The 20,432-nt window shown below is 74.5% G+C and carries 13 protein-coding genes, 2 tRNA genes and 1 riboswitch; of the genes, 7 read left to right on the forward strand and 8 right to left on the reverse strand.

Annotated elements, in window-relative coordinates:
• Positions 1 to 349 precede the first annotated feature (349 nt).
• Complete coding sequence (locus AB0H53_RS26950) at positions 350 to 889, reverse strand: MarR family transcriptional regulator (protein WP_362118560.1); 540 nt, start codon at positions 887 to 889, stop codon at positions 350 to 352.
• Between the two features lie 119 nt (positions 890 to 1,008).
• Between AB0H53_RS26950 and AB0H53_RS26955 the strand changes: the two genes are divergently transcribed.
• The gene (locus tag AB0H53_RS26955; RefSeq protein ID WP_362118563.1) at positions 1,009 to 2,307 is read left to right on the forward strand and encodes an MFS transporter; all 1,299 of its coding nucleotides are present in this window, start codon (positions 1,009 to 1,011) and stop codon (positions 2,305 to 2,307) included.
• On the opposite strand, the gene AB0H53_RS26960 is transcribed toward AB0H53_RS26955, so the two are convergent.
• Both AB0H53_RS26960 and AB0H53_RS26965 read right to left on the reverse strand, forming a co-directional pair.
• Positions 2,304 to 3,959, reverse strand: coding sequence for a SpoIIE family protein phosphatase (locus AB0H53_RS26960; RefSeq protein ID WP_362118566.1), 1,656 nt, complete (start codon positions 3,957 to 3,959; stop codon positions 2,304 to 2,306). The two genes, AB0H53_RS26955 and AB0H53_RS26960, sit on opposite strands and share 4 nt — an antisense overlap.
• 107 nt (positions 3,960 to 4,066) lie before the next feature.
• Complete coding sequence (locus AB0H53_RS26965; protein ID WP_362118569.1) at positions 4,067 to 5,512, reverse strand: FAD-dependent oxidoreductase; 1,446 nt, start codon at positions 5,510 to 5,512, stop codon at positions 4,067 to 4,069.
• 361 nt (positions 5,513 to 5,873) lie between these two features.
• Here AB0H53_RS26965 and AB0H53_RS26970 point away from each other — a divergent pair, with 361 nt between their 5' ends.
• Entirely contained in the window at positions 5,874 to 6,722 is an 849-nt protein-coding gene (locus AB0H53_RS26970; RefSeq protein WP_362118572.1) for a helix-turn-helix domain-containing protein, read from the forward strand.
• A 210-nt stretch (positions 6,723 to 6,932) separates the two neighbouring features.
• Positions 6,933 to 9,089, forward strand: coding sequence for a sigma-70 family RNA polymerase sigma factor (locus AB0H53_RS26975; RefSeq protein WP_362118575.1), 2,157 nt, complete (start codon positions 6,933 to 6,935; stop codon positions 9,087 to 9,089).
• Between the two features lie 45 nt (positions 9,090 to 9,134).
• Here AB0H53_RS26975 and AB0H53_RS26980 read toward each other — a convergent pair whose 3' ends face one another.
• Positions 9,135 to 11,222 carry an asparagine synthase-related protein gene (locus AB0H53_RS26980; RefSeq protein ID WP_362118578.1) on the reverse strand — a complete coding sequence of 696 codons (2,088 nt, stop codon included), beginning with the start codon at positions 11,220 to 11,222 and terminating at the stop codon, positions 9,135 to 9,137.
• A 589-nt stretch (positions 11,223 to 11,811) separates the two neighbouring features.
• On the opposite strand from AB0H53_RS26980, the gene AB0H53_RS26985 reads away from it, so the two are divergent.
• The 4 genes from AB0H53_RS26985 (at position 11,812) to AB0H53_RS27000 (ending at position 17,052) form a co-directional block, all read left to right on the forward strand.
• Positions 11,812 to 13,239 (forward strand): MFS transporter, encoded by a 1,428-nt coding sequence (locus tag AB0H53_RS26985; protein WP_362118581.1) that lies wholly within the window; start codon positions 11,812 to 11,814, stop codon positions 13,237 to 13,239.
• A 70-nt stretch (positions 13,240 to 13,309) separates the two neighbouring features.
• Positions 13,310 to 14,560 carry an L-2-hydroxyglutarate oxidase gene (gene lhgO, locus AB0H53_RS26990; protein ID WP_362118584.1) on the forward strand — a complete coding sequence of 417 codons (1,251 nt, stop codon included), beginning with the start codon at positions 13,310 to 13,312 and terminating at the stop codon, positions 14,558 to 14,560.
• Positions 14,561 to 14,881: 321 nt separating this feature from the next.
• Entirely contained in the window at positions 14,882 to 15,676 is a 795-nt protein-coding gene (gene trmB / locus AB0H53_RS26995) for a tRNA (guanosine(46)-N7)-methyltransferase TrmB (RefSeq protein WP_362118587.1), read from the forward strand.
• Between the two features lie 44 nt (positions 15,677 to 15,720).
• Positions 15,721 to 17,052, forward strand: coding sequence for a PrsW family intramembrane metalloprotease (locus AB0H53_RS27000; protein ID WP_362118590.1), 1,332 nt, complete (start codon positions 15,721 to 15,723; stop codon positions 17,050 to 17,052).
• Positions 17,053 to 17,113: 61 nt separating this feature from the next.
• Here the strand turns inward: AB0H53_RS27000 and AB0H53_RS27005 are convergent, their stop codons facing one another.
• The 4 genes from AB0H53_RS27005 to AB0H53_RS27020 all read right to left on the reverse strand — a co-directional run bounded on the left by AB0H53_RS27005 (position 17,114) and on the right by AB0H53_RS27020 (position 20,324).
• Complete coding sequence (locus AB0H53_RS27005; RefSeq protein ID WP_362118593.1) at positions 17,114 to 18,259, reverse strand: M23 family metallopeptidase; 1,146 nt, start codon at positions 18,257 to 18,259, stop codon at positions 17,114 to 17,116.
• A gap of 11 nt (positions 18,260 to 18,270) precedes the next feature.
• Positions 18,271 to 18,405: riboswitch (cyclic di-AMP (ydaO/yuaA leader) on the reverse strand.
• Between the two features lie 257 nt (positions 18,406 to 18,662).
• Positions 18,663 to 19,865 carry a PP2C family protein-serine/threonine phosphatase gene (locus AB0H53_RS27010; RefSeq protein WP_362118596.1) on the reverse strand — a complete coding sequence of 401 codons (1,203 nt, stop codon included), beginning with the start codon at positions 19,863 to 19,865 and terminating at the stop codon, positions 18,663 to 18,665.
• Between the two features lie 177 nt (positions 19,866 to 20,042).
• Positions 20,043 to 20,116 (reverse strand) — tRNA-Met (locus tag AB0H53_RS27015).
• 135 nt (positions 20,117 to 20,251) lie between these two features.
• Positions 20,252 to 20,324: transfer RNA gene (locus tag AB0H53_RS27020), tRNA-Lys, on the reverse strand.
• Positions 20,325 to 20,432: the final 108 nt, after the last annotated feature.

Genomic DNA, 20,432 nt, shown 5'->3' on the forward strand with positions numbered 1-20,432 from the left:
GCTGCCAGGCTGTTCTGCGCTTTCGCGCTTTCCCTTTCCGGCGTTTCCGACTCTATCAGATCCTTTCGGCCCTGATTCCCCGTCAGAGGGGGTTGCCCTCGCGGCCGTTGGGCCGTTCCGACGTTTCAAACTCTAGCGGATTTCCCGGGGGGCTCATAATCGAGTCTTCGAAATGAATTTCGGCATGCCGAAATTCGTCCCGTTCCGGGGAGGCCGTGCTGAGTTTGTTGCCGCGTTCGCGGCGGGAGTGGTCGTCGCAGAACCGTTCCGGCCCGGCGACAACTCGAAGTACCTTACGGATGCGGTGAGGCCGTGTCAACCCCTCCCGGCAGCACCCGTTCCGGCCCGGCTAGTCCAGGTCCGTGAGCCGGCCGCCGGCGTCCGGCTGGGCGTGCTCCACCCGGCGCAGCAGGCGGATCAGCATCTCGCCCAGGGCCCCGCGCTCGTCGCTGGAGAGGTCCTGGAGGAGGTCTTCCTCGAAGTCCGTGGCCATGCGCATCGCCTCGAGCCACTTGGTACGGCCCTCGTCGGTCAGCTCCACGATGACCCGGACCCGGTTGCTCTCGTCCCGGTCGCGGGTGACCAGCCCTTCACCGGCCATGCGGTCGATGCGGTGCGTCATGGCGGCGGGGGTCAGGCCGAGGCGCCTGGCGAGCTCGCCCGGGCCCAGGCGGTAGGGAGCGCCGGCGAGGACGAGGGTCTTCAGGACCTCCCACTCGGCGTTGCTGATGCCGAGCTCGGCGACCTGACGGCCGTACGCCACGTTCATCCGGCGGTTCAGCCGGCCCAGGGCCGAGACCACCTTCTCGACCTGGGGATCGAGGTCGCGGAACTCTCGCTGATAGGCCGCGATCTGCTCGTCGAGGCTCGGCTCCTGCGTGTCGGACATTGCAGGAGTATCCCACGCCCCGGGTTCGCGTTGAAGTCCTTCAGTGTGTACTCTTAAGCATTGAACTTTATAGTTGAAGTCTTCAGACTTCAGTCCTACGACCTCAAAGGCAGGTGAGTGTGACCAAGGCGATGGGTGCTGCGATGCGCCGGATCCAAGCAGGGAACGTGCTGAGCGCGTTCGGTCTCGGGTTCACCGTTCCGTATCTCTATGTGTATGTGGCTCAGGTGCGGGACCTGGGCGCCAGTACGGCGGGTGTCGTGCTGGCGGTCTTCGCGATGGCGGCCCTCCTCGTCCTCCCCTTCACCGGGCGGGCCATCGACCGGCGCGGGCCGCTGCCCGTCCTGGTCGGTTCCGCGCTCCTGGCGGCCGTCGGCGCCGTGGCCATGGGAGTGGCCTCCAGCGTGCCCGCCGCCGTCCTGTCGGCTGCGCTGCTCGGCGCCGGTACGGCTGTGATGCAGCCCGCGCTGGCCACGATGATCGTGTGGTGCTCGACCACGTCCACCCGGACGCGGGCGTTCGCCACCCAGTTCTTCCTGCAGAACCTCGGGCTCGGTATCGGCGGTCTGATCGGCGGCCACATCGTGGACGCCACCCGGCCCGACAGCTTCCTGCTGCTGTTCTCGATCGAGGCGGCGATGTTCCTGGTGCTGGCCGTGATCGCCGCCACCGTCCGGATGCCCCGCACCCCGTCGATCGTGGACGCCCGGCCGGAGAACGCCGAGGCCAAGGCCAAGGGCGGGCTGCGGGCGCTGCTCGGGCACCGGGCGATGGTGCAGCTGTGCGTGCTGGGCTTCGTACTGTTCTTCGCCTGCTACGGGCAGTTCGAGTCGGGTCTGGCCGCCTACGGCACGGAGGCCGCCGGGATCGAGCCGTCGACGCTCGGGGTGGCACTGGCGGCCAACACGGCCGTCATCGTCGCCGCGCAGTTCCTCGTGCTCAGGTTCGTGGAGCGGCGCAGCCGGAGCCGGGTCATCGCGAGCGTGGGTCTGATCTGGACCGTGGCGTGGCTCTTCGCGGGGTACGCCGGGCTGGGGCACGGCAGCCAGGCGATGGCCACGGCGGCGTTCGTCATGACGTACGGGCTGTTCGGGCTGGGTGAGGCGATGCTGTCGCCGACCGTGGCGCCGCTGGTGGCCGATCTGGCCCCGGACTCGATGGTCGGGCAGTACAACTCGGCCTTCGCGCTGGTGAAGCAGTTGGCGCTGGCGGTCGGTCCGGCGGTGGGCGGGCCCATGGGGGCCGCGCTGCACGGACCGTACATCGTGACCTTCATCCTCTTCTCGCTCGGCATCACGGTGCTGGCGCTGCGGCTGGGCGGGCGCCTCACGCCGGCGCAGGACCGGCCGTACCTGGTCGCGAAGTCGCGCGTGGTGGCGCAGCACACGCCCGAGCGGCAGGTCGGGGCGTCGGCCTAGCCGGGCAGCGCGAACTCGCACCAGACCGCCTTGCCGCCTCCCGGCGTGCGGCGGCTCCCCCAGGACGAGGCGATCGTGGCGATGATCGAGATGCCACGACCCGCCTCGTCCTCCGTTTCGGCGCGGCGGCGGCGCGGCAGGTGGTCGTCCCCGTCCGTCACCTCGATGATCAGCCTGCGGTCCGTGCGGCGGAGCCGGAGGCGCATGGGCGGAGTGCCGTGCTGGAGCGAGTTGGCCACCAGCTCACTGGCCGCCAGCACCCCCAGGTCGCGCAGCTCGACCGGGAAACGCCAGCTGGAGAGCACCCCGGAGGCGAAGGCACGCGCGCGTGGCGCCGCCTCCACGCCGCCCAGCAGGTCCAGGGCGGCGTTGTGGAAGAGCTCGGCGTCCGGCCCCCTACGAGCCGGGTGCTGGAGCACCAGGACGGCGACGTCGTCGTCGTGATCGGCGGTGACGCCCAGGGCGCGCAGCAGCCGGTCGCAGACCACCTGCGGGGTGCCGGTGGCACCGGCCAGGGCGCGCTCCAGGGCGGTGACGCCCTCGTCGATGTCCTCCCGGCGCCGTTCCACCAGGCCGTCGGTGTAGAGGACGGCGGTGGAACCGGGCGGCAGGCCGATGCTGCCGGAGGTGTGCAGCCAGCCGCCGGTGCCGAGCGGGGGTCCAGTCGGTTCCTCGGCCCGCCGGACGCTGCCGTCCTCGTCCCTGACGAGGATCGGGAGGTGGCCGGCGGAGGCGTACACCAGGCGGCCCTCGTTGGGGTCGTGGATGGCGTAGACGCAGGTGGCGATCTGGCTGGCGTCGATCTCGGAGGCGAGGCCGTCCAGCAGCTGGAGCACCTCGTGCGGCGGCAGGTCGAGCCGGGCGTAGGCCCGTACGGCTGTGCGGAGCTGGCCCATGACGGCCGCCGCGCGCACGCCCCGGCCCATGACGTCCCCGATGACCAGGGCGGTGCGCCCGGCGCCGAGGGTGATCACGTCGTACCAGTCGCCGCCGACCGCGGCGTCCGTGCCGCCCGGCTGATAGGTGGCGGCCACCCGCAGGTCGTCGGGCTGCTCCAACTCCTGCGGCAGCAGGGAGCGCTGAAGGGTGACGGCGGTCTCGCGGTGGCGGCGCTCGCTGGCGCGCAGCCGTTCGGCGGCCTCGGCGTGGTCGGTGACGTCGGCGGCGTGGACGAGGACGCCACCGCCGGCCCGGCCGGGGGCGTCGACGGGCAGGCAGGTGACCGTGTACGAGCCACCGCCCCGCGTACGGCGGGACTTGACCGTGCGCGGCTTACCGCTGCGCAGTACCTGGTCCATGAGCGGGAGCAGGCCCAGCTCGCCCAACTCGGGGCAGCAGTCCGCGGTCGTGGCCCCGGCCGGGCGCGGGCCGAAGGCGTGGGCGTAGGCGTCGTTGACGTACGCCACGCGGTGCTCGGGGCCGTACACCAGGGCGACGAGGCCGGGGAGGCGGCCGAGGATCTCCCCCACCGAGAAGTCCTCCAGGGCCGGGGCCCCGTCCGGCGGGGGCCCGGGCCGCCGGTCGGGCCCGCCGCGCGCCGCGGGCACGGAGCCGTCCCCCCGCTGCGCCGGCGAGACCCCGGGGTCGGTCCCGCGCGCGGCGGCGCGGCGCTGCGTACCGGGGAGCCTGGCGCTCCAGCGCGTGAAGTTCACGGATCTTCTTGCCTCGTGGTGTCGTTGCCGGGCTGAGTCACTCTGTGCAGGTGTGAGCCCACCTATGGTCACACGTCCAGTGTGACCCACCGCACTGACAAGGGGCGTCAGTCTGACGTGGGGCCGCCGTCCTGGATGCCCCGGGGGATGTCATTCGAGCCCCTGGTGTCCCTCGGCTCCCCGGAGGCTCCGGTGTTCCCTCCCGGAGACGGGGGCCTGGGGTGTGACGGCGGTGGTCCGGCGGCGAGTTCGAACTCGGCCCGGGGATGCTCCAGCGATCCGAGGGAGACGATCTCCCGCTTGAAGAGGCCGGCCAGGGTCCACTCGGCCAGCACCCGTGCCTTGCGGTTGAACGTCGGCACCCGGCTCAGGTGGTAGGCGCGGTGCATGAACCAGGCCGGGTAACCCTTGAGTTTGCGTCCGTAGACATGGGCGACGCCCTTGTGCAGGCCGAGCGAGGCCACGGATCCGGCGTACTTGTGCGCGTACTCCTCCAGTGGCGCGCCCCGCAGGGTGGCGATGACGTTCCTGGCCAGGACCTTCGCCTGCCGCACCGCGTGCTGCGCGTTGGGCGCGCACTCCCGGCCCGGTTCCCCGGCGGTGAGGTCCGGGACCGCGGCGGCGTCACCGGCGGCCCAGGCGTGCTCCACGCCTTCGACGGTGAGGTGGGCGGTGCACCTGAGGCGCCCGCGTTCGTTGCGGGGCAGGTCGGTGGCGGCGAGGAGCGGCGCGGGTTTGACGCCCGCGGTCCACACGACGGTACGGGTCGGCAGGCGGGTGCCGTCGCTCAGGACGGCGACGCGGCCCTCGCAGGACTCCAGGCGGGTGTCGAGGCGTACGTCGATGTTGCGGGCGCGCAGCTCACGGACGGCGTACTGGCCCATCTCCTCACCGACCTCGGGGAGGATCCGGCCGGTCGCCTCGACCAGGACCCACTTCAGGTCCCCGGGCTTGACGTTGTGGTAGTACCGCGCGGTGTAGCGGGCCATGTCCTCCAGCTCGGCGAGGGCCTCCACGCCCGCGTAGCCGCCGCCGACGAAGACGAAGGTGAGGGCGGCGTCCCGGATGGCCGGGTCGCGGGTGGAGGAGGCGATGTCCATCTGCTCGATGACGTGGTTGCGCAGTCCGATGGCCTCCTCCACGGTCTTGAAGCCGATGCCGTAGTCGGCGAGGCCGGGGACCGGGAGGGTGCGGGAGATGGACCCGGGGGCGATGACCAGCTCGTCGTAGCGGAGCTGGACCGGGCCGGTGCCCTCCTCGTCGGTGGCGAGGGTGGTGATGGTCGCCGTGCGCTTGGCGTGGTCGACGGACCGGGCCTCCCCGATGACGATCCGGCACTTGTCCAGGACGCGGCGCAGGGGCACCACGACGTGGCGGGGCGAGATGTTGCCGGCCGCCGCCTCGGGCAGGAAGGGCTGGTACGTCATATAGGGGTCGGGGGTGACCACGACGATCTCGGCCTTGCCGCTTCTCAGCTCGGCCTTGAGGTGCCGCTGGAGGTACAGGGCGGTGTACATCCCGACGTAACCACCGCCGACAACGAGAACGCGCACAGGATCGGTCACCCTCCCATGACGCAACGGCGGACGGGGTTTGTCCACAGGCCCGGCCGATTGTGTGACCGGTGAAGGTGGTGGCACCCGGGTGGCGCTCGAGCCCGGATCGGGGAAAAGCTCGCAGGTCAGGCGATGTGGGCGGGGCGGCGGACCGGGGCAGAATCAGGCATCTTCCGGTCCTTGCTCCGATCGGGGGGCGCACCGGACGGAACTACCCCTTCTGAATTGACTCCGTCTCAACTATGTTCGTATGACGTCGGGGAGACGGGTCGCACGCATGACCTGAGCGTGTCGTCCGGCCCCGGTTGTCAGGGCGGGGAAGTCTCCGGGGGGAGACATCGTTACCGGGGGAACACATATGCATATGCAGGGTTCGCATTGGTCGGCCGCCGTCACTTCGCCGGACGGCGTAGGCGGCGGTGTCGGCACAGGCCTGGCCGCCGGAATGACCGCCGGCATCGGCTCCGGCGGAACAGCGGGCGGCGGCGGCAACGGACGGGCGGGGGCCGGTGTGCCCGGCCGCTCGGCGCCGCTGCGGGTGGACGCACAGCGCAATCTGGAACATGTACTGCGGGCGGCTCGCGAGGTGTTCGGCGAGCTGGGGTACGGGGCGCCGATGGAGGACGTGGCGCGCCGGGCCCGGGTCGGGGTGGGCACGGTCTACCGGCGCTTCCCCAGCAAGGACGTACTGGTGCGCCGAATAGCCGAGGAGGAGACCTCCCGGCTGACCGAGCAGGCGCGCACGGCGCTGGGGCAGGAGCACGAGCCCTGGTCGGCGCTCTCCCGCTTCCTGCGCACCTCGGTGGCCTCGGGCGCGGGCCGGCTCCTGCCGCCGCACGTGCTGCGGGTCCGGGTGGACGACGCGGCCGCGGACGCCACCGCTGACTCCGCGCCGGCGGTGGACGGGGGGCGGGTGCCGCAGCAGCGGGCCGCCACGGACCAGTCGGAGCCGCGCCCGTTCCCCGCCCGTCCGGTGCCGGTGACCGGGCCGGACGACGCCGGGGTGGCGGAGCTCCTGGACATCGTCGGCCAGCTCGTCGACCGGGCCCGGGAGGCAGGTGAGCTGCGCGCCGACGTGACGGTCGCCGACGTGCTGCTGGTCATCGCGACGGCGGCGCCCTCGCTGCCGGACGCGGCCCAGCAGAGCGCGGCTTCGGCACGGCTGCTCGACATACTGCTGGAGGGACTGCGCTCCCGGCCGTTGTGACAGCGGCCCCCGTACCCTCCGGGCGGCCCGGGCCGCCCGGAACGGCTCTCGCCGCCGCGGACTGTCGCCCCGGACGGGTGGAGTTCTGTGCGCTGTACGGGGGAATCCGCCCGGAAGAGTGATTGACGGGCACGTGGGCCTTGCCGGTCTGGGCCCTGTGTCACGCTGGCCCGATGTTCGGGACCGACCAGTCGTACGGGGGCTTCCGCGATGAGCGGTGACGGGCGCGAGGAGCCGCCGGGCGTGGGCGCCGACGGCGGCCGGGCCGGAGGCGGGGAGACGGACACCGGCCGGACGCCGTATCCGCAGGTGCCGAACCAGGGCGGCTCCGGGTCGCCGTGGGCGGCGGGCCCGTCGGTCCGGTCCCGGCCGCCCGGCCTGTCGGGTCCGTCGGGTCCGCCCGGCCCGTCGGGGTCTTCCGGGCACTCCGGGTCCTTCGGTGCCGAGGGGCTCGTGCCCGCGCAGCGCGGGGGCGGCCCGGGGGCCGGATCCGTGCCGCCGCCGGTCGAACTGCCGCCGTCGGACTCCGAGCTGGTCCGGCAGATGCGGGACGGCGACGACAGCGCGTACGGGGAGTTGTTCCGGCGCCATTCGCCGGCGGTGCGGCGGTACGCCCGTACCTGCTGCCGGGACGCGGACACCGCCGACGACCTGACGGCCGAGGTGTTCGCCCGGACGCTCCAGGCGGTGCGCGGGGGCGCCGGGCCGGACCAGGCCGTGCGGGCGTACCTGCTGACGACGGTCCGGCGGGTGGCGGCGGCCTGGGCCGGAACCGCCGGGCGGGAGCGGCTGGTCGAGGACTTCGCGGTCTTCGCCGACCAGGCGGCGCGTTCCTCCGGGGTGTCCGAGGAGGACACGGTCGACCTGCCCGCCGAGATCCGGGCGATGCACGAGGCCGAGCGGTCGCTGGCCATGCGCGCGTTCCGTTCGCTGCCGGAGCGCTGGCAGGCCGTGCTGTGGCACACCACGGTCGAGGACGAGTCGCCGAGCGAGGTGGCACCGCTGTTCGGGCTGACGCCCAACGCCACGGCGGTGCTGGCCGGCCGGGCCCGGGAGGGCCTGAAGCAGGCATACCTCCAGGCCCATGTGAACCGGGCGCTCACCTCCGGCGGCGAGTGCGCGCGCTACGCCGACCGGCTGGGCGCGTACGCCAGGGGCGGGTTGCGGACGCGGGCCGAGCGGGGGCTGCGCGAGCACCTGGCGGAGTGCGTCCAGTGCCGGCTGGCGGCGGGGGAGCTCCAGCAGGTCAACGCCGGGATTCCGGCGCTGCTGCCGGTCGCCGTCATCGGCTGGTCCGCCGCCGGGTTCTCGGTCAAGGCCGCCGGTGCCGTCGGCGGCGCGGTGACCGGCGGCGCGGCGGGTGCGGCTGGCGCGGGTGCGGCTGGCGCGGGTGCCGCCGCGGCCGGGGGCGCGGCCTCCGGGGGTGGGGGTGGCGTGTCCGGCGCGGCCACCGCCCAGGGGCTGGTCGCTCCGGTGAAGGCCGGTGCCGCGGCCGCCGCGGCCCTGGTGGCCGCCGCCGGCCTGGTGTGGGCGCTGTCGGGGCACCCGGGCACCCCGGCGGAACCGGTGGTGCGGCCGCCCGCCGCCGCGCAGCCCGTCGTACCGCCGCCACCAGTGCCGGCGTCACCGGCGTCACCGGCGTCCGTGGCTCCGCCCAGTCGCCCGCCCGCGCCCGTACCCGCGACGGAGCCCCCGCCCGCCCCCGGGTCGGCGCCGGTGGCCGCGCCGGCCGCGAGGGCCACGCCCGAGCCCCCGCCCGCGCCCGTCGCCGCCCCGGCACCCGCACCGGCGCCCACCCCGCCGCCGGCACCGCCGCGGCCGGCACCGCGCCCGGCCCCGACCGCCACCCCGGCCCGGACCCCGGCTCCTTCCCCCACCCCGCCACCGGCGCCCGGGCCCCCGCCGCCCCAGCCCCAGCCCGAGCCCGTCACCGCGTACCGGCTGAGCGCCCTCCGGTACAACCTCCACGGCGACCACACCCGGCCCGAGGTGCGTTTCGCCGAGTCGGGGTGGCTCTGGCAGCGCCGGGGAATGTCCATCGGCGGCGCCCGGTACGCGCACGGGGTCACCGTGCACGCGAGGTCGTCCGTGACGGTCGACCTCAACCGCCGGTGTTCGTCCTATGACGCGCTGGTGGGCGTGGACGACCTGGGCCTCGGCCTCGGCGCGGTGCGCTTCTCGGTGTACGGGGACGGCGAACGGCTGTGGCGGTCGCCGGTGCTGCGGGGCGGGGACGCGGCGGTACCGGTCCATGTCGGGATCGCCGGCCGGGCCTCGATCCGTCTCGTCGTGGAGCCGTACCCGGCGGCGCCGCTCAGCGCGGTGGCACCGGCCGACTGGGCGCGGTCGGAGATCACCTGCCGCTGAGCCCCCGGCCGGCGGGCCGGTGGTGCGTCGTGCCCCGCTCCTCGGCTACGACCGCAGCGTCGGTCTGGGTGGCACGCCCCCGGCGACAGCGCGCTGGCGGGGGGCCGCCGAACCGGTCCAGCAGGTGCCGCGGCGGGACAGCAGGCGGCGCAGCCACAGTTCGGTGGAGACCAGGTCGGCGAGCCCGTCCAGCGGGACGGGCTCGCCCTCGGCCGCGGCGCGCAGCGCCTTGCGGACCACCCGGGCCTCGATCAGGCCCGCGTCCGCGAGGTACGGCGCGTCGAAGAGGGCCATCAACCGCGGCAGGGCAAGGCGCAGGCCCGCGCGGGTCGCGGCGGTCGAGGGGGCGAGGGAGGTCGCGCCCCAGCCGGGCGGCAGGTCGTGGATGCCCGCGCCCGCCAGGACGGCGCGCAGGACCGTGGCGCGGGCGCCCGGCTGGACCCGCAGCGATTCCGGCAGGTCGCGGCAGGCCCGTACGACTTGGTTGTCGAGGAACGGCGAGTGGAGTCGCTGGCTGCGGATCTCCGAGGCCTGCTCCAGGACGCGCAAATCCGCGGCGTGCCGCGCCAGGGCGGCGCGCGCGCGTGTCTCGCCCGGCCGCTGGACGGAGGTGGGCCGGGTGGCCGCCTGGTTGAGGCGAACCGATACTTCGGCCAGCGCCTCGCCGGTGAGCCAGCGCGCCGCCGGCCCGGGCAGCGCCCAGGCGAGGGCCGCCAGGGACGCGGACAGCGGTCCGTTCACGGACGGGGCCGCGCGGTTGGCCTCCAGCAGCCGGCCGGCGGCCGTTTCCAGGCCGGTGCGGTAGGGCGTGCGGGCCAGCTTGCGGGCCGCGCGGTAGACGGTGAGCGGGACGAGCAGGGAGCCGGCCGACGGCCCGGTCGCCCTGGCGAGCGCGGTGACCGGCCGCAGCAGGTGCCGGCGTCTGCGGTCCATCAGCAGATCGGCCAGGCGCGCCGGGTGCGCGTCCAGCACCTGCCGCGCCCCGTGTCCGGTGAAGTGGTCGGCGCTGCCCGCCGCGAGCCGCCGCCGGTGGCGTTCGGCCTGGACCAGGGAGGGACCCGGTTCGTCGGTCAGCGGCCCCTCCAGCCCGGTGTAGGGGAGGGCCTCCTCGGCCGCGGCGACCACCACGTGGTGCAGCCGAGGGTTCTCGGCGATGGAGCGGGCCCGGTCCAGTTCGGCGTCCCGGCCGCCGGTGGCCAGGTCGTTGAAGGTGACGGCCAGCAGCCGCTCACCGGCCCCCGTGCCGTGCCCGAGGATGGTGCCGGGCACGCCGGGCAGCCCGGCGGCCAGCAGGGCGAGCGTCCCGGACGCGCTGCCGCCCGAGAGGTCGGCGCCGATCCCCGGGGCGGGCGCCCCCCGGGCCGCGCGCCGCTCGGCGGGGCCCATGCCGGGGACCGGGCCGGGGTCCGGCGGCAGCGTTCCGGGCGCGTGCCGGGGGGCGGTGAGCCGCGCCCGTACCGCCTCGACCAGGGCTTCCCGAACGCCGTCCACGGCCCGTCGCGGGTCCACCTGGGGCGCGGCGACGGCGAGCGAGGCGACCGGTTCGTACCCGGTGATCTCGCGTGAGCCCTCGCGCAGCACCAGCGCGTGTCCGGGCGGGACGCGCTTCACGCCGGCGTACGGAGTGGAGTCGCGCAGCGCCTCGGGGGTCTCCGGACAGGCGAGCAGCGCCGCCAGGTGGCCGATGTCGAGCTGCGCCTCGATCAGGTCGGCGAGCGGGAGGGCGGCGGTGGCGTAGGCCGTGCCGTTGGCCCACGGGGTGTGGAAGACCGGCCGGGCCCCGGCGAGGTCACCGGCGACGATGACGCGCCGGCCGACCTGGACGACGACGGTGTAGCTGCCCGGCCAGGCGGTGAGGTGGCGCATCGCGCCGCCGCGCGCGGCGAACAGCCCGAGCCGCAGCTGCTCGTCACTGGCGGCGCAACAGCCCAGCACGGCCAGGCGGTTGTGCGGGTCGACGGCGACGACGCGGATCTCGTCGGGGCGCCAGTCGCCGACCGCCCAGAGCGGGTCCGGGTCACCCCAGAGCAGCTGCGCGCCGACGGGGTGCACGGTCCGGCCGTCGTCGTCGCCGACGGCCCCGGCCGTACCGAAGCTCGCGGCGATACTGCTCCACCCCACCAGCCACCGCATCGCCGCCTCCACAGCCTGTGGACCACACAGAGCACATCGATGAGGACATGCTGCCACGGCGGCGGCGCGGAGGAGGGCTCCAGGAGCGCGTCCGCGAAACGGGAACGCGCCCCTGGCAAAAGCCATATGGGGCCATGTGATGACGCTTCCGGAGATGGTTGGACCGGCCGAGCCATGGGCATCATTCAGCCAATCTCCATGCTTCGCGGAACCGTCCGGATGTCCGGATACGGTCCGGGCTCGGCCCGGGAGGCGTCGCCCGCCTCCCGGACCGGTCCGCCGCCCGCGGGGAATGAGGCGACGGTATTCCCCCGGCCCGCTGGTTCCAGTCGCAGCGGGCCAACCCACGCGGAGCCATGGAAGCGCTCCCCACACCGGCCGGGGCAGAGCGCACGGGCGGGCGCACGGCCACACACCCGGAGCACGGCCACCGGGTGGCGAGCGCACGCCATCCACGCGTACGCACAACAATCTCGCCATACGGAACACCGCCCCTTAACGGTCGGGATCCGGCGAACTACGCTGGGTTTACGAATGCCGCACGCGTATGCCTGTGTGCGGCGGCCGTCTGGGTGTCGAGGGGTGGCGCATGTCCAGGGAGCAACGCGGGCCGAACGAGAAGCTCGGCACCGTTCTCGCCCTCGCGGGAATCAGCAACGCCGGCCTCGCCCGGCGGGTCAACGACCTCGGGGCGCAACGCGGGTTGACACTCCGGTACGACAAGACGTCCGTGGCCCGGTGGGTGTCCAAGGGCATGGTGCCGCAGGGCGCCGCGCCCCATCTGATCGCCGCGGCGATCGCGCAGAAGCTCGGCCGCCCGGTGCCGCTGCACGAGATCGGCCTGGCGGACGCCGATCCGGCGCCGGAGGTGGGCCTGGCCTTCCCGCGCGACGTGGGCGAGGCGGTGAAGTCGGCGACCGAGCTGTACCGGCTGGACCTGGCGGGGCGGCGGGCGGGCGGCGGCATCTGGCAGTCGCTGGCCGGCTCCTTCGCGGTGAGCGCGTACGCCACCCCCGCCTCCCGCTGGCTGATCACGCCCGCCGACGCCTCGGTGGAGCGGTCGGCCGGAGCGCCGGAGGAGAGCCCGGGGGGCGGTCCCGCGCGGGTGGGGCACAGCGATGTGGCCAAACTGCGCGAGGCGGCGGAGGACGCGCGGCGCTGGGACTCCAAGTACGGCGGCGGTGACTGGCGTTCGTCGATGGTGCCCGAGTGCCTGCGGGTGGACGCGGCGCCGCTGCTGCTGGCCTCGTACTCGGACGAGGTGGGCCGGGCGCTGTTCGGGGCCACCGCCGAACTGACCCGGCTGGCGGGCTGGATGGCCTTCGACACCGGCCAGCAGGAGGCGGCGCAGCGGTACTACATCCAGGCGCTGCGGCTCGCGAGGGCGGCGGCCGACGTGCCGCTGGGCGGCTACGTACTGGCCTCCATGTCATTGCAGGCCATCTACCGTGGCTTCGCCGACGAGGGCATCGACCTGGCGCAGGCGGCCCTGGAGCGCAACCGCGGCCTGGCCACCGCGCGGACCATGTCGTTCTTCCGGCTGGTGGAGGCCCGGGCGCACGCCAAGGCGGGCGACGCGGTGGCCGCCGGGGCCGCGCTCAAGGCGGCCGAGGGCTGGCTGGAGCGCTCCCGGGACGGCGACCCCGATCCGACGTGGCTGGGGTTCTACTCGTACGACCGGTTCGCCGCCGACGCGGCCGAGTGCTACCGGGACCTGAAGGCGCCGCGCCAGGTGCGCAGGTTCACCGAGCAGGCGCTGTCCCGGCCGACGGAGGAGTACGTGCGCTCGCACGGTTTACGCCTGGTGGTGAGCGCCGTGGCCGAGCTGGAGTCGGGGAACCTGGACGCGGCGTGCGCGGCCGGCACCCGGGCGGTAGAGGTGGCCGGGCGCATATCCTCCGCGCGGACCACCGAGTACGTCCGGGACCTGCTGCACCGCCTGGAGGCCTACGGCGACGAGCCGCGCGTCGTGGAGCTGCGGGAGCGGGCCCGGCCGCTGCTGATGGCTCCGGCGTGACACTCCTCCCACCGGGTTTAGCGGCACTGTCAGTGGGCCAGTGCACTATCTGGGGTGGGAGGTGGCACACGTGTCCGGGTACGACGGCGGGTCCGACGGCTCGAAGAGCTTCGGCCGAGGCGGCGGTTTCGACTGCGACGTGCTGGTGATCGGCGGCGGGATCATCGGTCTGTCGACGGCGTACGCCCTCACCCGCGCCGCTCCGGGCACCCGGGTGACCGTCCTGGAGAAGGAAGCCGGCCCCGCGCGCCACCAGACCGGCCGCAACAGCGGGGTGATCCACAGCGGCATCTACTACCGTCCCGGCTCGTTGAAGGCCCGGTACGCGGTGCGCGGCGCCGCCGAGATGGTGAAGTTCTGCGCCGAGTACGGCCTGCCCCACGAGGTCACCGGGAAGCTGATCGTGGCGACCGCGCGGGAGGAGCTGCCCCGGCTGCACGCGCTGGTCCAGCGCGGCCGGGAGAACGGCATTCCGGTGCGTGAGCTGGGCCCCGCCCAGATCAGCGAGTACGAATCACAGGTGCGCGGCCTGGCGGGCATCCACGTGGGGACGACCGGGGTGTGCGACTACGGGGCGGTGGCGGCGCAGCTCGCCGGGACCGCCGGCGCCTGCGGGGCGGACATCCGGTACGGCGCCGAGGTGACGGCCGTCGACCGGCGCCCCTGGGGCGTGGCGGTCCGCACGGCGGCCGGGGCGGTGGTGCGGGGCCGGGTACTGGTGAACTGCGCGGGGCTGCACTGCGACCGGGTGGCGCGGCTGGCGGGCGACGACCCCGGCGCGCGCATCGTCCCCTTCCGGGGCGAGTACTACGAGCTGACCCGCCCGGAGCTGGTGCGGGGCCTGGTCTACCCGGTGCCGGACCCGGCCTTCCCCTTCCTGGGCGTGCACCTGACCCGGGGCATCGACGGCGGCGTCCACGTCGGGCCCAACGCGGTGCCCGCGCTGGCCCGCGAGGGGTACGGCTGGGGCGTCGTCCACCCCGGGGAGCTGACCGGGACGCTCACCTGGCCCGGCTCCTGGCGGACGGCGCGGCGGCACTGGCGTTACGGCGCCGGTGAGCTGCGCCGGTCGCTGTCCAAGCGGGCCTTCACGGAGGCGGTGCGGCGCCTGCTCCCGGACGTCACGGAGGCGGACCTGCGCCCCGCCCCGGCCGGGGTACGGGCCCAGGCGGTGCTGCGGGACGGCACCCTGGTGGACGACTTCCTGATCCGCCGCGCCCCGCGCACGGTCCACGTCCTGAACGCGCCGTCCCCGGCGGCGACCGCGTCCCTGCCCATCGGCCGCGAGGTGGCCCGGCTGGCGCTGGCGCACCTGGACTAGCCGGGGGCGCGCCGGCCCCCCGGGGAGGCGCCGCCCGGGCGGTACCTGCCGTGTCCGCGCGGCCGGCACCGTCCCGCGCCGTCCGCCGGCCCCGGCCGCCCACCAGTCCGCGCCGGCCGCGTCCGCGTCCGACCGCCCGCGCCGTGCCACGCGCGCGCCGCACCGCCCCGCGTCCGGCCAGCCACCCGCCCGCGTCCGCCCACCCCGGCCGCGTCCGCGTCGGCCGCCCGCGCTGTGCCACGCGTGCCGCACCGCCCTCGCGGGACCGCCCCCGCCCGCACCGGCCGGTGGGCACCGGGGCCGCCGTAGAATCGGGGCATTGTGTCTGAGTCCCGTGAAGCCGCCGTGCACCGCCGCCCCAAGGGTGAGCCCCGTTTCCCCGAGGGGCCCTCGCCCGACCCCGCCGGGTCCCACTTCGAGCGGCGCATCCGCAGCTTCCAGCCGCGCCGCAGCCGTGTCACGCCCGGCCAGGGCGACGCGCTGCGGCGGCTGTGGCCCGTGTGGGGGCTCGACATCGACGGGCAGCGGGTCCTGGACCTGGGCGAGCTGTTCGGCGGGCTGCCGGTGGTGCTGGAGATCGGGTTCGGGATGGGCGAGGCCACCGCGCAGATGGCCGCCGACGACCCCTCGACCGGCGTCCTCGCCGTCGACGTCCACACCCCCGGCCAGGGGAACCTGCTGGCGCTCGCCGAGAAGGCCGGCCTGAGCAACGTACGGGTGGCCAACGGCGACGCGATCATCCTGCTGCGCGAGATGCTGCCGCCCGCGGCCCTCGACGGCGTCCGCGTCTACTTCCCCGACCCCTGGCCCAAGAAGCGGCACCACAAGCGCCGGCTGATCCAGCCCGAGTTCCTGGACCTGGCCGCGACCCGGATGAAGCCGGGGGCGGTACTGCACTGCGCCACGGACTGGGAACCGTACGCCGAGCAGATGCTGGAGGTGCTGACCGCGCACCCCGACTTCGTGAACACCCGGCCCGACGGCGGCTACGCGCCCCGCCCCGCCTTCCGGCCGCTCACCCGGTTCGAGGGCCAGGGGCTGGACAAGGGCCACGTCGTGCACGACCTGCTGTTCGCGCGCCGCGACCCGGACGAGCGCCGCCGGCCGGACATGTGACCGTCCCGTCGCGCCCTGTCAGTGGCCCTCGCTAGGGTCGTCGGGTGTCCGAGTCGTCCCTGCAGCACTCCGCGCCCCCCGGTCCGGCCGTACCGGCGTACGAACGCGAGCCGTCGTTCGACGCCGTGCCGGAGCGGTCCCGATGGCGTTACAAGCCCCGCCGCGCCCTCTGGCGCAGCAAGGCGGTGCGCGCCGCGGTGGTGTTCACGCTGCTCGCGCTGTGCGGTCTGGTGATCCTCGCCATGGTCCGGGAGCAGACCGGTACGCACGGCTTCCTGGTCGGCCTCGGCCTGGCGCTGCTCCCCGTGCCGCTGCTGATGGCGGCTTTCCGCTGGCTCGACCGGGTCGAGCCGGGACCCTGGTGGAACCTGCTGTTCTCGTTCGCCTGGGGAGCCTGCGCCGCCGCGCTCGTGGCGATCGTCGCCAACACCTTCGCCACCCGCTGGATAGCCACGGCCACCGCGGACCCCTCGGCCGCCGACACGCTGGGCGCGACCGTCATAGCCCCGGTCGTGGAGGAGAGCGCGAAGGCCGCCGCCGTACTGCTGGTCTTCCTCTTCCGCAGACGGGACTTCACCGGCATCGTCGACGGCGTCGTCATCGCCGGCTTCACCGCGACCGGCTTCGCCTTCACCGAGAACATCCTGTACCTGGGCAGCGCCTTCCTGGAGGACCAGGAGTTCGGGATGTCGGGCTTCGCGTCCGTCACGGCCGCGACCTTCTTCGTGCGGATCGTGATGTCGCCGTTCGCGCATCCGCTCTTCACCGTGCTGACCGGGATCGGCTTCGGCATCGCCGCCCTCACCGCGCGCCGCGAGCGGTTCCGCCGTGTCGCGCTGCCCGTGCTCGGGCTGATCCTGGCGATGGGCACGCACGCGCTGTGGAACGGCTCGGCGGCGTTCGGTCCCTGGGCGTTCTACGCCGTGTACGCGGCCTTCATGGTGCCCGCCTTCGGGCTGCTGACCTGGCTGGCGGTCTGGAGCCGCCAGCGCGAGCTGCGCACGGTCTCGGGCGAGCTGCCCGCGTACGCCGCGGCCGGCTGGCTCTCCCCCGCCGAGCCGGTCGCCCTGTCCTCGATGCGGGCGCGCGGCATGGCCCGCGACTGGGCGGCCCGCACCCACGGCAAGGCGGCGGCCCGCGCGGTCGGTGAGTACGAGGCGTTCGCGACGTCGCTGGCGTTCCTGCGCCACCGGGCCCGCCGGGGCGCGGTGGGCCCGGACTTCATGGCCCGGGAACAGGAGCTGCTGCACCACCTGTGGCAGCGCAAGGAGGTGGCCGGACCGGCGCTCACCTACGCGGCGCGGGCGACCGGCCGGGTGTGGACGCCGCCCCCGTACCGGGACTACGGCGGGTACAACCCGTACCGGTACGGGTGAGCCGGCAGCCCTGGCGTCGGGGGGTGAACCGCCGGAGCTGCCGGAGTCCCGCGGGCCGGGCTCAGACGGTGACGCCCTTGCCCCGCAGCCACGACAGCGGGTCGATCCCGGCGCCGCCCGGCGTGTGCACCTCCAGGTGCAGGTGCGGCCCGGTCACATTGCCGGTGGCGCCCACCCGGCCGATGGTCTCGCCACTGGCGACCTGCTGCCCCGCGCCGACCGTCATCGAGGAGAGGTGGCAGTACCAGACCTCCGTACCGTCCTGGAGCTCCAGGACGATGCGGTAGCCGTACGAACCGGACCAGCCGGCCGACTTGACGGTGCCGCCGTACACGGCCTTGGCGGGCGTGCCCGTGGGCGCGGCCAGGTCGAGGCCGGTGTGGTAGCCGGAGGACCACATGTTGCCGGCCTGGCCGTAGGTCGAGGTGATCGTGTACGAGGAGGTCGGCAGCGAGTAGCCGCCGGAGGGCCCGGGCTGGGCCTGCTCCTCCGCCTTGGCCTCGGCGGCGGCCGCGGCCTTCGCCTCGCTCTTGGCCTCCGCCTCGGCGGCCGCCTTGGCCCGTGCGGCGGCCAGCGCCTCGTCGGCCTTCTTCTCGGCCTCGGTCTGCTGGGCCCGGGCCTGGGCCGCGGCCTGCTCGGCGGCGGCCCTCTCGGCCGCGGCCTTGGCCTCGGTGGCGGCGGACGCCTGCTGCTGCTCGGCCTGCTGGAGGATGCGGGCGCGCAGGGCCTCTCCGGCGTCCGCCCCGGTCCCGGCGGGCTGCCCCTCGGCGCCGGTGGCGGTGAAGGCGGCGGAGGAGAGCGCGGCGGTACCGGTCCTGGGGGTGTCCGCGGCGTCGGAGCCGTCGGAGTCGTCGGAGATCAGGGAGCCGACGCCCGGCAGGGAGGCGGCGTCCGGCAGGCTGTCGGCGATCGCGCCGGGAAGGTCCGGCAGGGATATGGAGACCGGGGGCTTGTCCTTCGCGGTGGCCATGCCGCCCGCGCCGACCGCCGCGATGACACCGACGCCCAGGACGGTGGAGCTACGGGCCAGGCCGCCGCGCTGCTTGACCACACGGTGACGGCCGCGGACCGGGCGGACCGTTTCCTCGGTCGGGTTCCATTCCTCCCACTCCCCGTTTACCGGGGCGGCGTCCGGGATACCCGAAGTACCGAACGAGGCGGGAGAGGCAGCGTAAGGGGCTTCGGGGGCAGGCCTGTTGGACGCCACGGGGGCGCACTCCTTTCCTTCCTTCTCGCCTACCGGGTTAGCTGACGGGTTCGGAGCAGGAAGGTCTCCTACGGGCCGGTGCTCGGCCCGATTCACCCCAAGGTGTGGTTCCCCGGTTCCCTTGCGGAATTCGGCGCATGCGCACGGTGCCGTCTCTTGCGACGGCTGGGACGACCGCGCTGCGTTATCGAACGTTAATAGAGGTGGGGTCCGGATTCCAAGCCGTTCCTACTGATCATTAACTACTGCGGGCAGGACCTTTCGCCGCAGATGCGGGCATATGCGGGCGAGTTGACCGGCCATCAGGCCGACTTCCCGGACCCCTTCGGCGCAGGTGGAAACCCCGACACCCGCGGGATTTTCTGATCGTGAGTCAACCGTTACGCACCGGACCGCCCGGCGCTCACGCCCTGTGACGGTCCCGGCGGCCCTCCGCAGCCGGGCCCTCGCCGGGACGGCCCTCCGCAGCCGGCCCCTCACCGGGCCGGGCCACCGCCAGCAGCGCCAGGTCGTCGGTGGCGCGGCCACCGGTGTGCGACCGCACCTCGGCCACCAGCGTGTCCAGCAGTTCGTCGGGGTCCGCGAACACCCGGCCGGACAGCCGCCCGACCGGGTCGTAGAAGACACCGTCGGCGTCCCTCGCCTCGGACAGCCCGTCCGTGTACAGCAGCAGCGTCACCCCCGGCGGGTACGGCGCCTGGTACGCCCGGTCCGGCCACGTCCCCAGCTCGGCCATGCCCAGCGGCAGCGCGGACACGGCGGGCGCCAGCACCTCCAGGCTCCCGTCGGGGTGCAGCAGCAACGGCTCCGGGTGGCCCCGGTCGACCACCCGCACCACGGACTGGCCGCGCGGGATCTCGGCCAGTACGGCGGTGGTGAACCCCTCGAAGGCGTCCAGCCCGTCGCGCCGCGTCCCCTCCCGCGCCAGCGCCCGCTCCAGCCGCTGCGCCACACCCTCCAGCGAGCTCTCCTGCTCGGCCGCCTCCCGGAACGCCCCGATGACCACCGCCACCGTCTCCACCGCGCCCAGGCCCTTCCCCCGCACGTCCCCCACCACCAGCCGCACCCCGTGCGGAGTGTCCTGTACGGCGAAGAGGTCCCCGCCGATGAAGGTGTCCGCCTGCGCCGCCTCGTAGCGTGCCGCCACCCGCAGTCCGCCGATCCGGGGGCCCGGGTTGGGCAGTACGGCCCGCTGGGCGGTCTCGGCGATCACCCGCGCGGACGCCAGCCGCTCGCCGCTGCGCCGCACCACCCGGTTCACGAGCAGCGCCAGCGCGGCGACCGTCAGCACGGTGAGCAGCTCGGTCAGGGCCGGCGCGGCGAACAGCGTGCCGTTGTGCAGGTGCAGGACGAACACGGCCAGCAGCGCGAGCAGCCCGGCCAGCGACGTGGTGCGGGCGGCGAAGAACGGTGCCGCGACGAGCGGGGCGGCGGCGAACAGCGGCACGGCGGTGAACCGGGGCGGTGTGAGCAGGTCGTACACCACTCCCCCCGCGATGAGCAGGGCGGGCAGCGCCCGCACGAAGCCGAGGAACCGGCGGGCGCCCGCGCGCCCGGGCCGGCGCCGGCCCGGACCGCCGGCCCCGCCGCCGCGTCGCGCCCGCATCCCCACCACTGCTCTCCTGCCGGGTCCGCCCACGGCTGCGGACGGTACCCCGCCCCGCCCGGGCCGGCCGGAGCCGCGCCGGGTGGCGGCCCGCCACCGGCCGATCGGGTGACACCGGGCCCGCGCGGGCACACGACGAAGGCCCGGTGCGCAATGCACCGGGCCTTCGTCCATCAGTAGCGGGGACAGGATTTGAACCTGCGACCTCTGGGTTATGAGCCCAGCGAGCTACCGAGCTGCTCCACCCCGCGTCGTTGAACACAACCTTACGCCATCCGGAGCAAGATCCCTACCAGTTTCCGGCGCGGCGCCCGCCGGCCGGTCCGGCGGGGGCCCGGAACGGGGAAGCGCCCCGCCCGGAGTGCCGGACGGGGCGCCGCTTTCGGTAGGCCCTGTGGGACTCGAACCCACAACCAACGGATTAAAAGTCCGCTGCTCTGCCAATTGAGCTAAGGGCCCTCGGCGAGTCATCCCCGAGCATAGCCGGACGGCGCCCGGTATCCGATCGGGTATCGGTTATCGGGCGCCGTCGCCGTGACCAGCCTGCGCCGGTCGCCGTGACCCGCC

The organism is Streptomyces sp. NPDC050856, from assembly GCF_040653855.1.
Lineage (GTDB): Bacteria > Actinomycetota > Actinomycetes > Streptomycetales > Streptomycetaceae > Streptomyces.

Coding starts and splice junctions, on each gene's coding strand:
- AB0H53_RS26985 (WP_362118581.1), top strand. CDS start 11,812: ATGTCCAGGGAGCAACGCGGGCCGAACGAGAAGCTCGGCACCGTTCTC.
- AB0H53_RS27010 (WP_362118596.1), bottom strand. CDS start 19,865: ATGCGGGCGCGACGCGGCGGCGGGGCCGGCGGTCCGGGCCGGCGCCGG.
- AB0H53_RS26975 (WP_362118575.1), top strand. CDS start 6,933: ATGAGCGGTGACGGGCGCGAGGAGCCGCCGGGCGTGGGCGCCGACGGC.
- AB0H53_RS26980 (WP_362118578.1), bottom strand. CDS start 11,222: ATGCGGTGGCTGGTGGGGTGGAGCAGTATCGCCGCGAGCTTCGGTACG.
- AB0H53_RS26950 (WP_362118560.1), bottom strand. CDS start 889: ATGTCCGACACGCAGGAGCCGAGCCTCGACGAGCAGATCGCGGCCTAT.
- AB0H53_RS26970 (WP_362118572.1), top strand. CDS start 5,874: ATGCATATGCAGGGTTCGCATTGGTCGGCCGCCGTCACTTCGCCGGAC.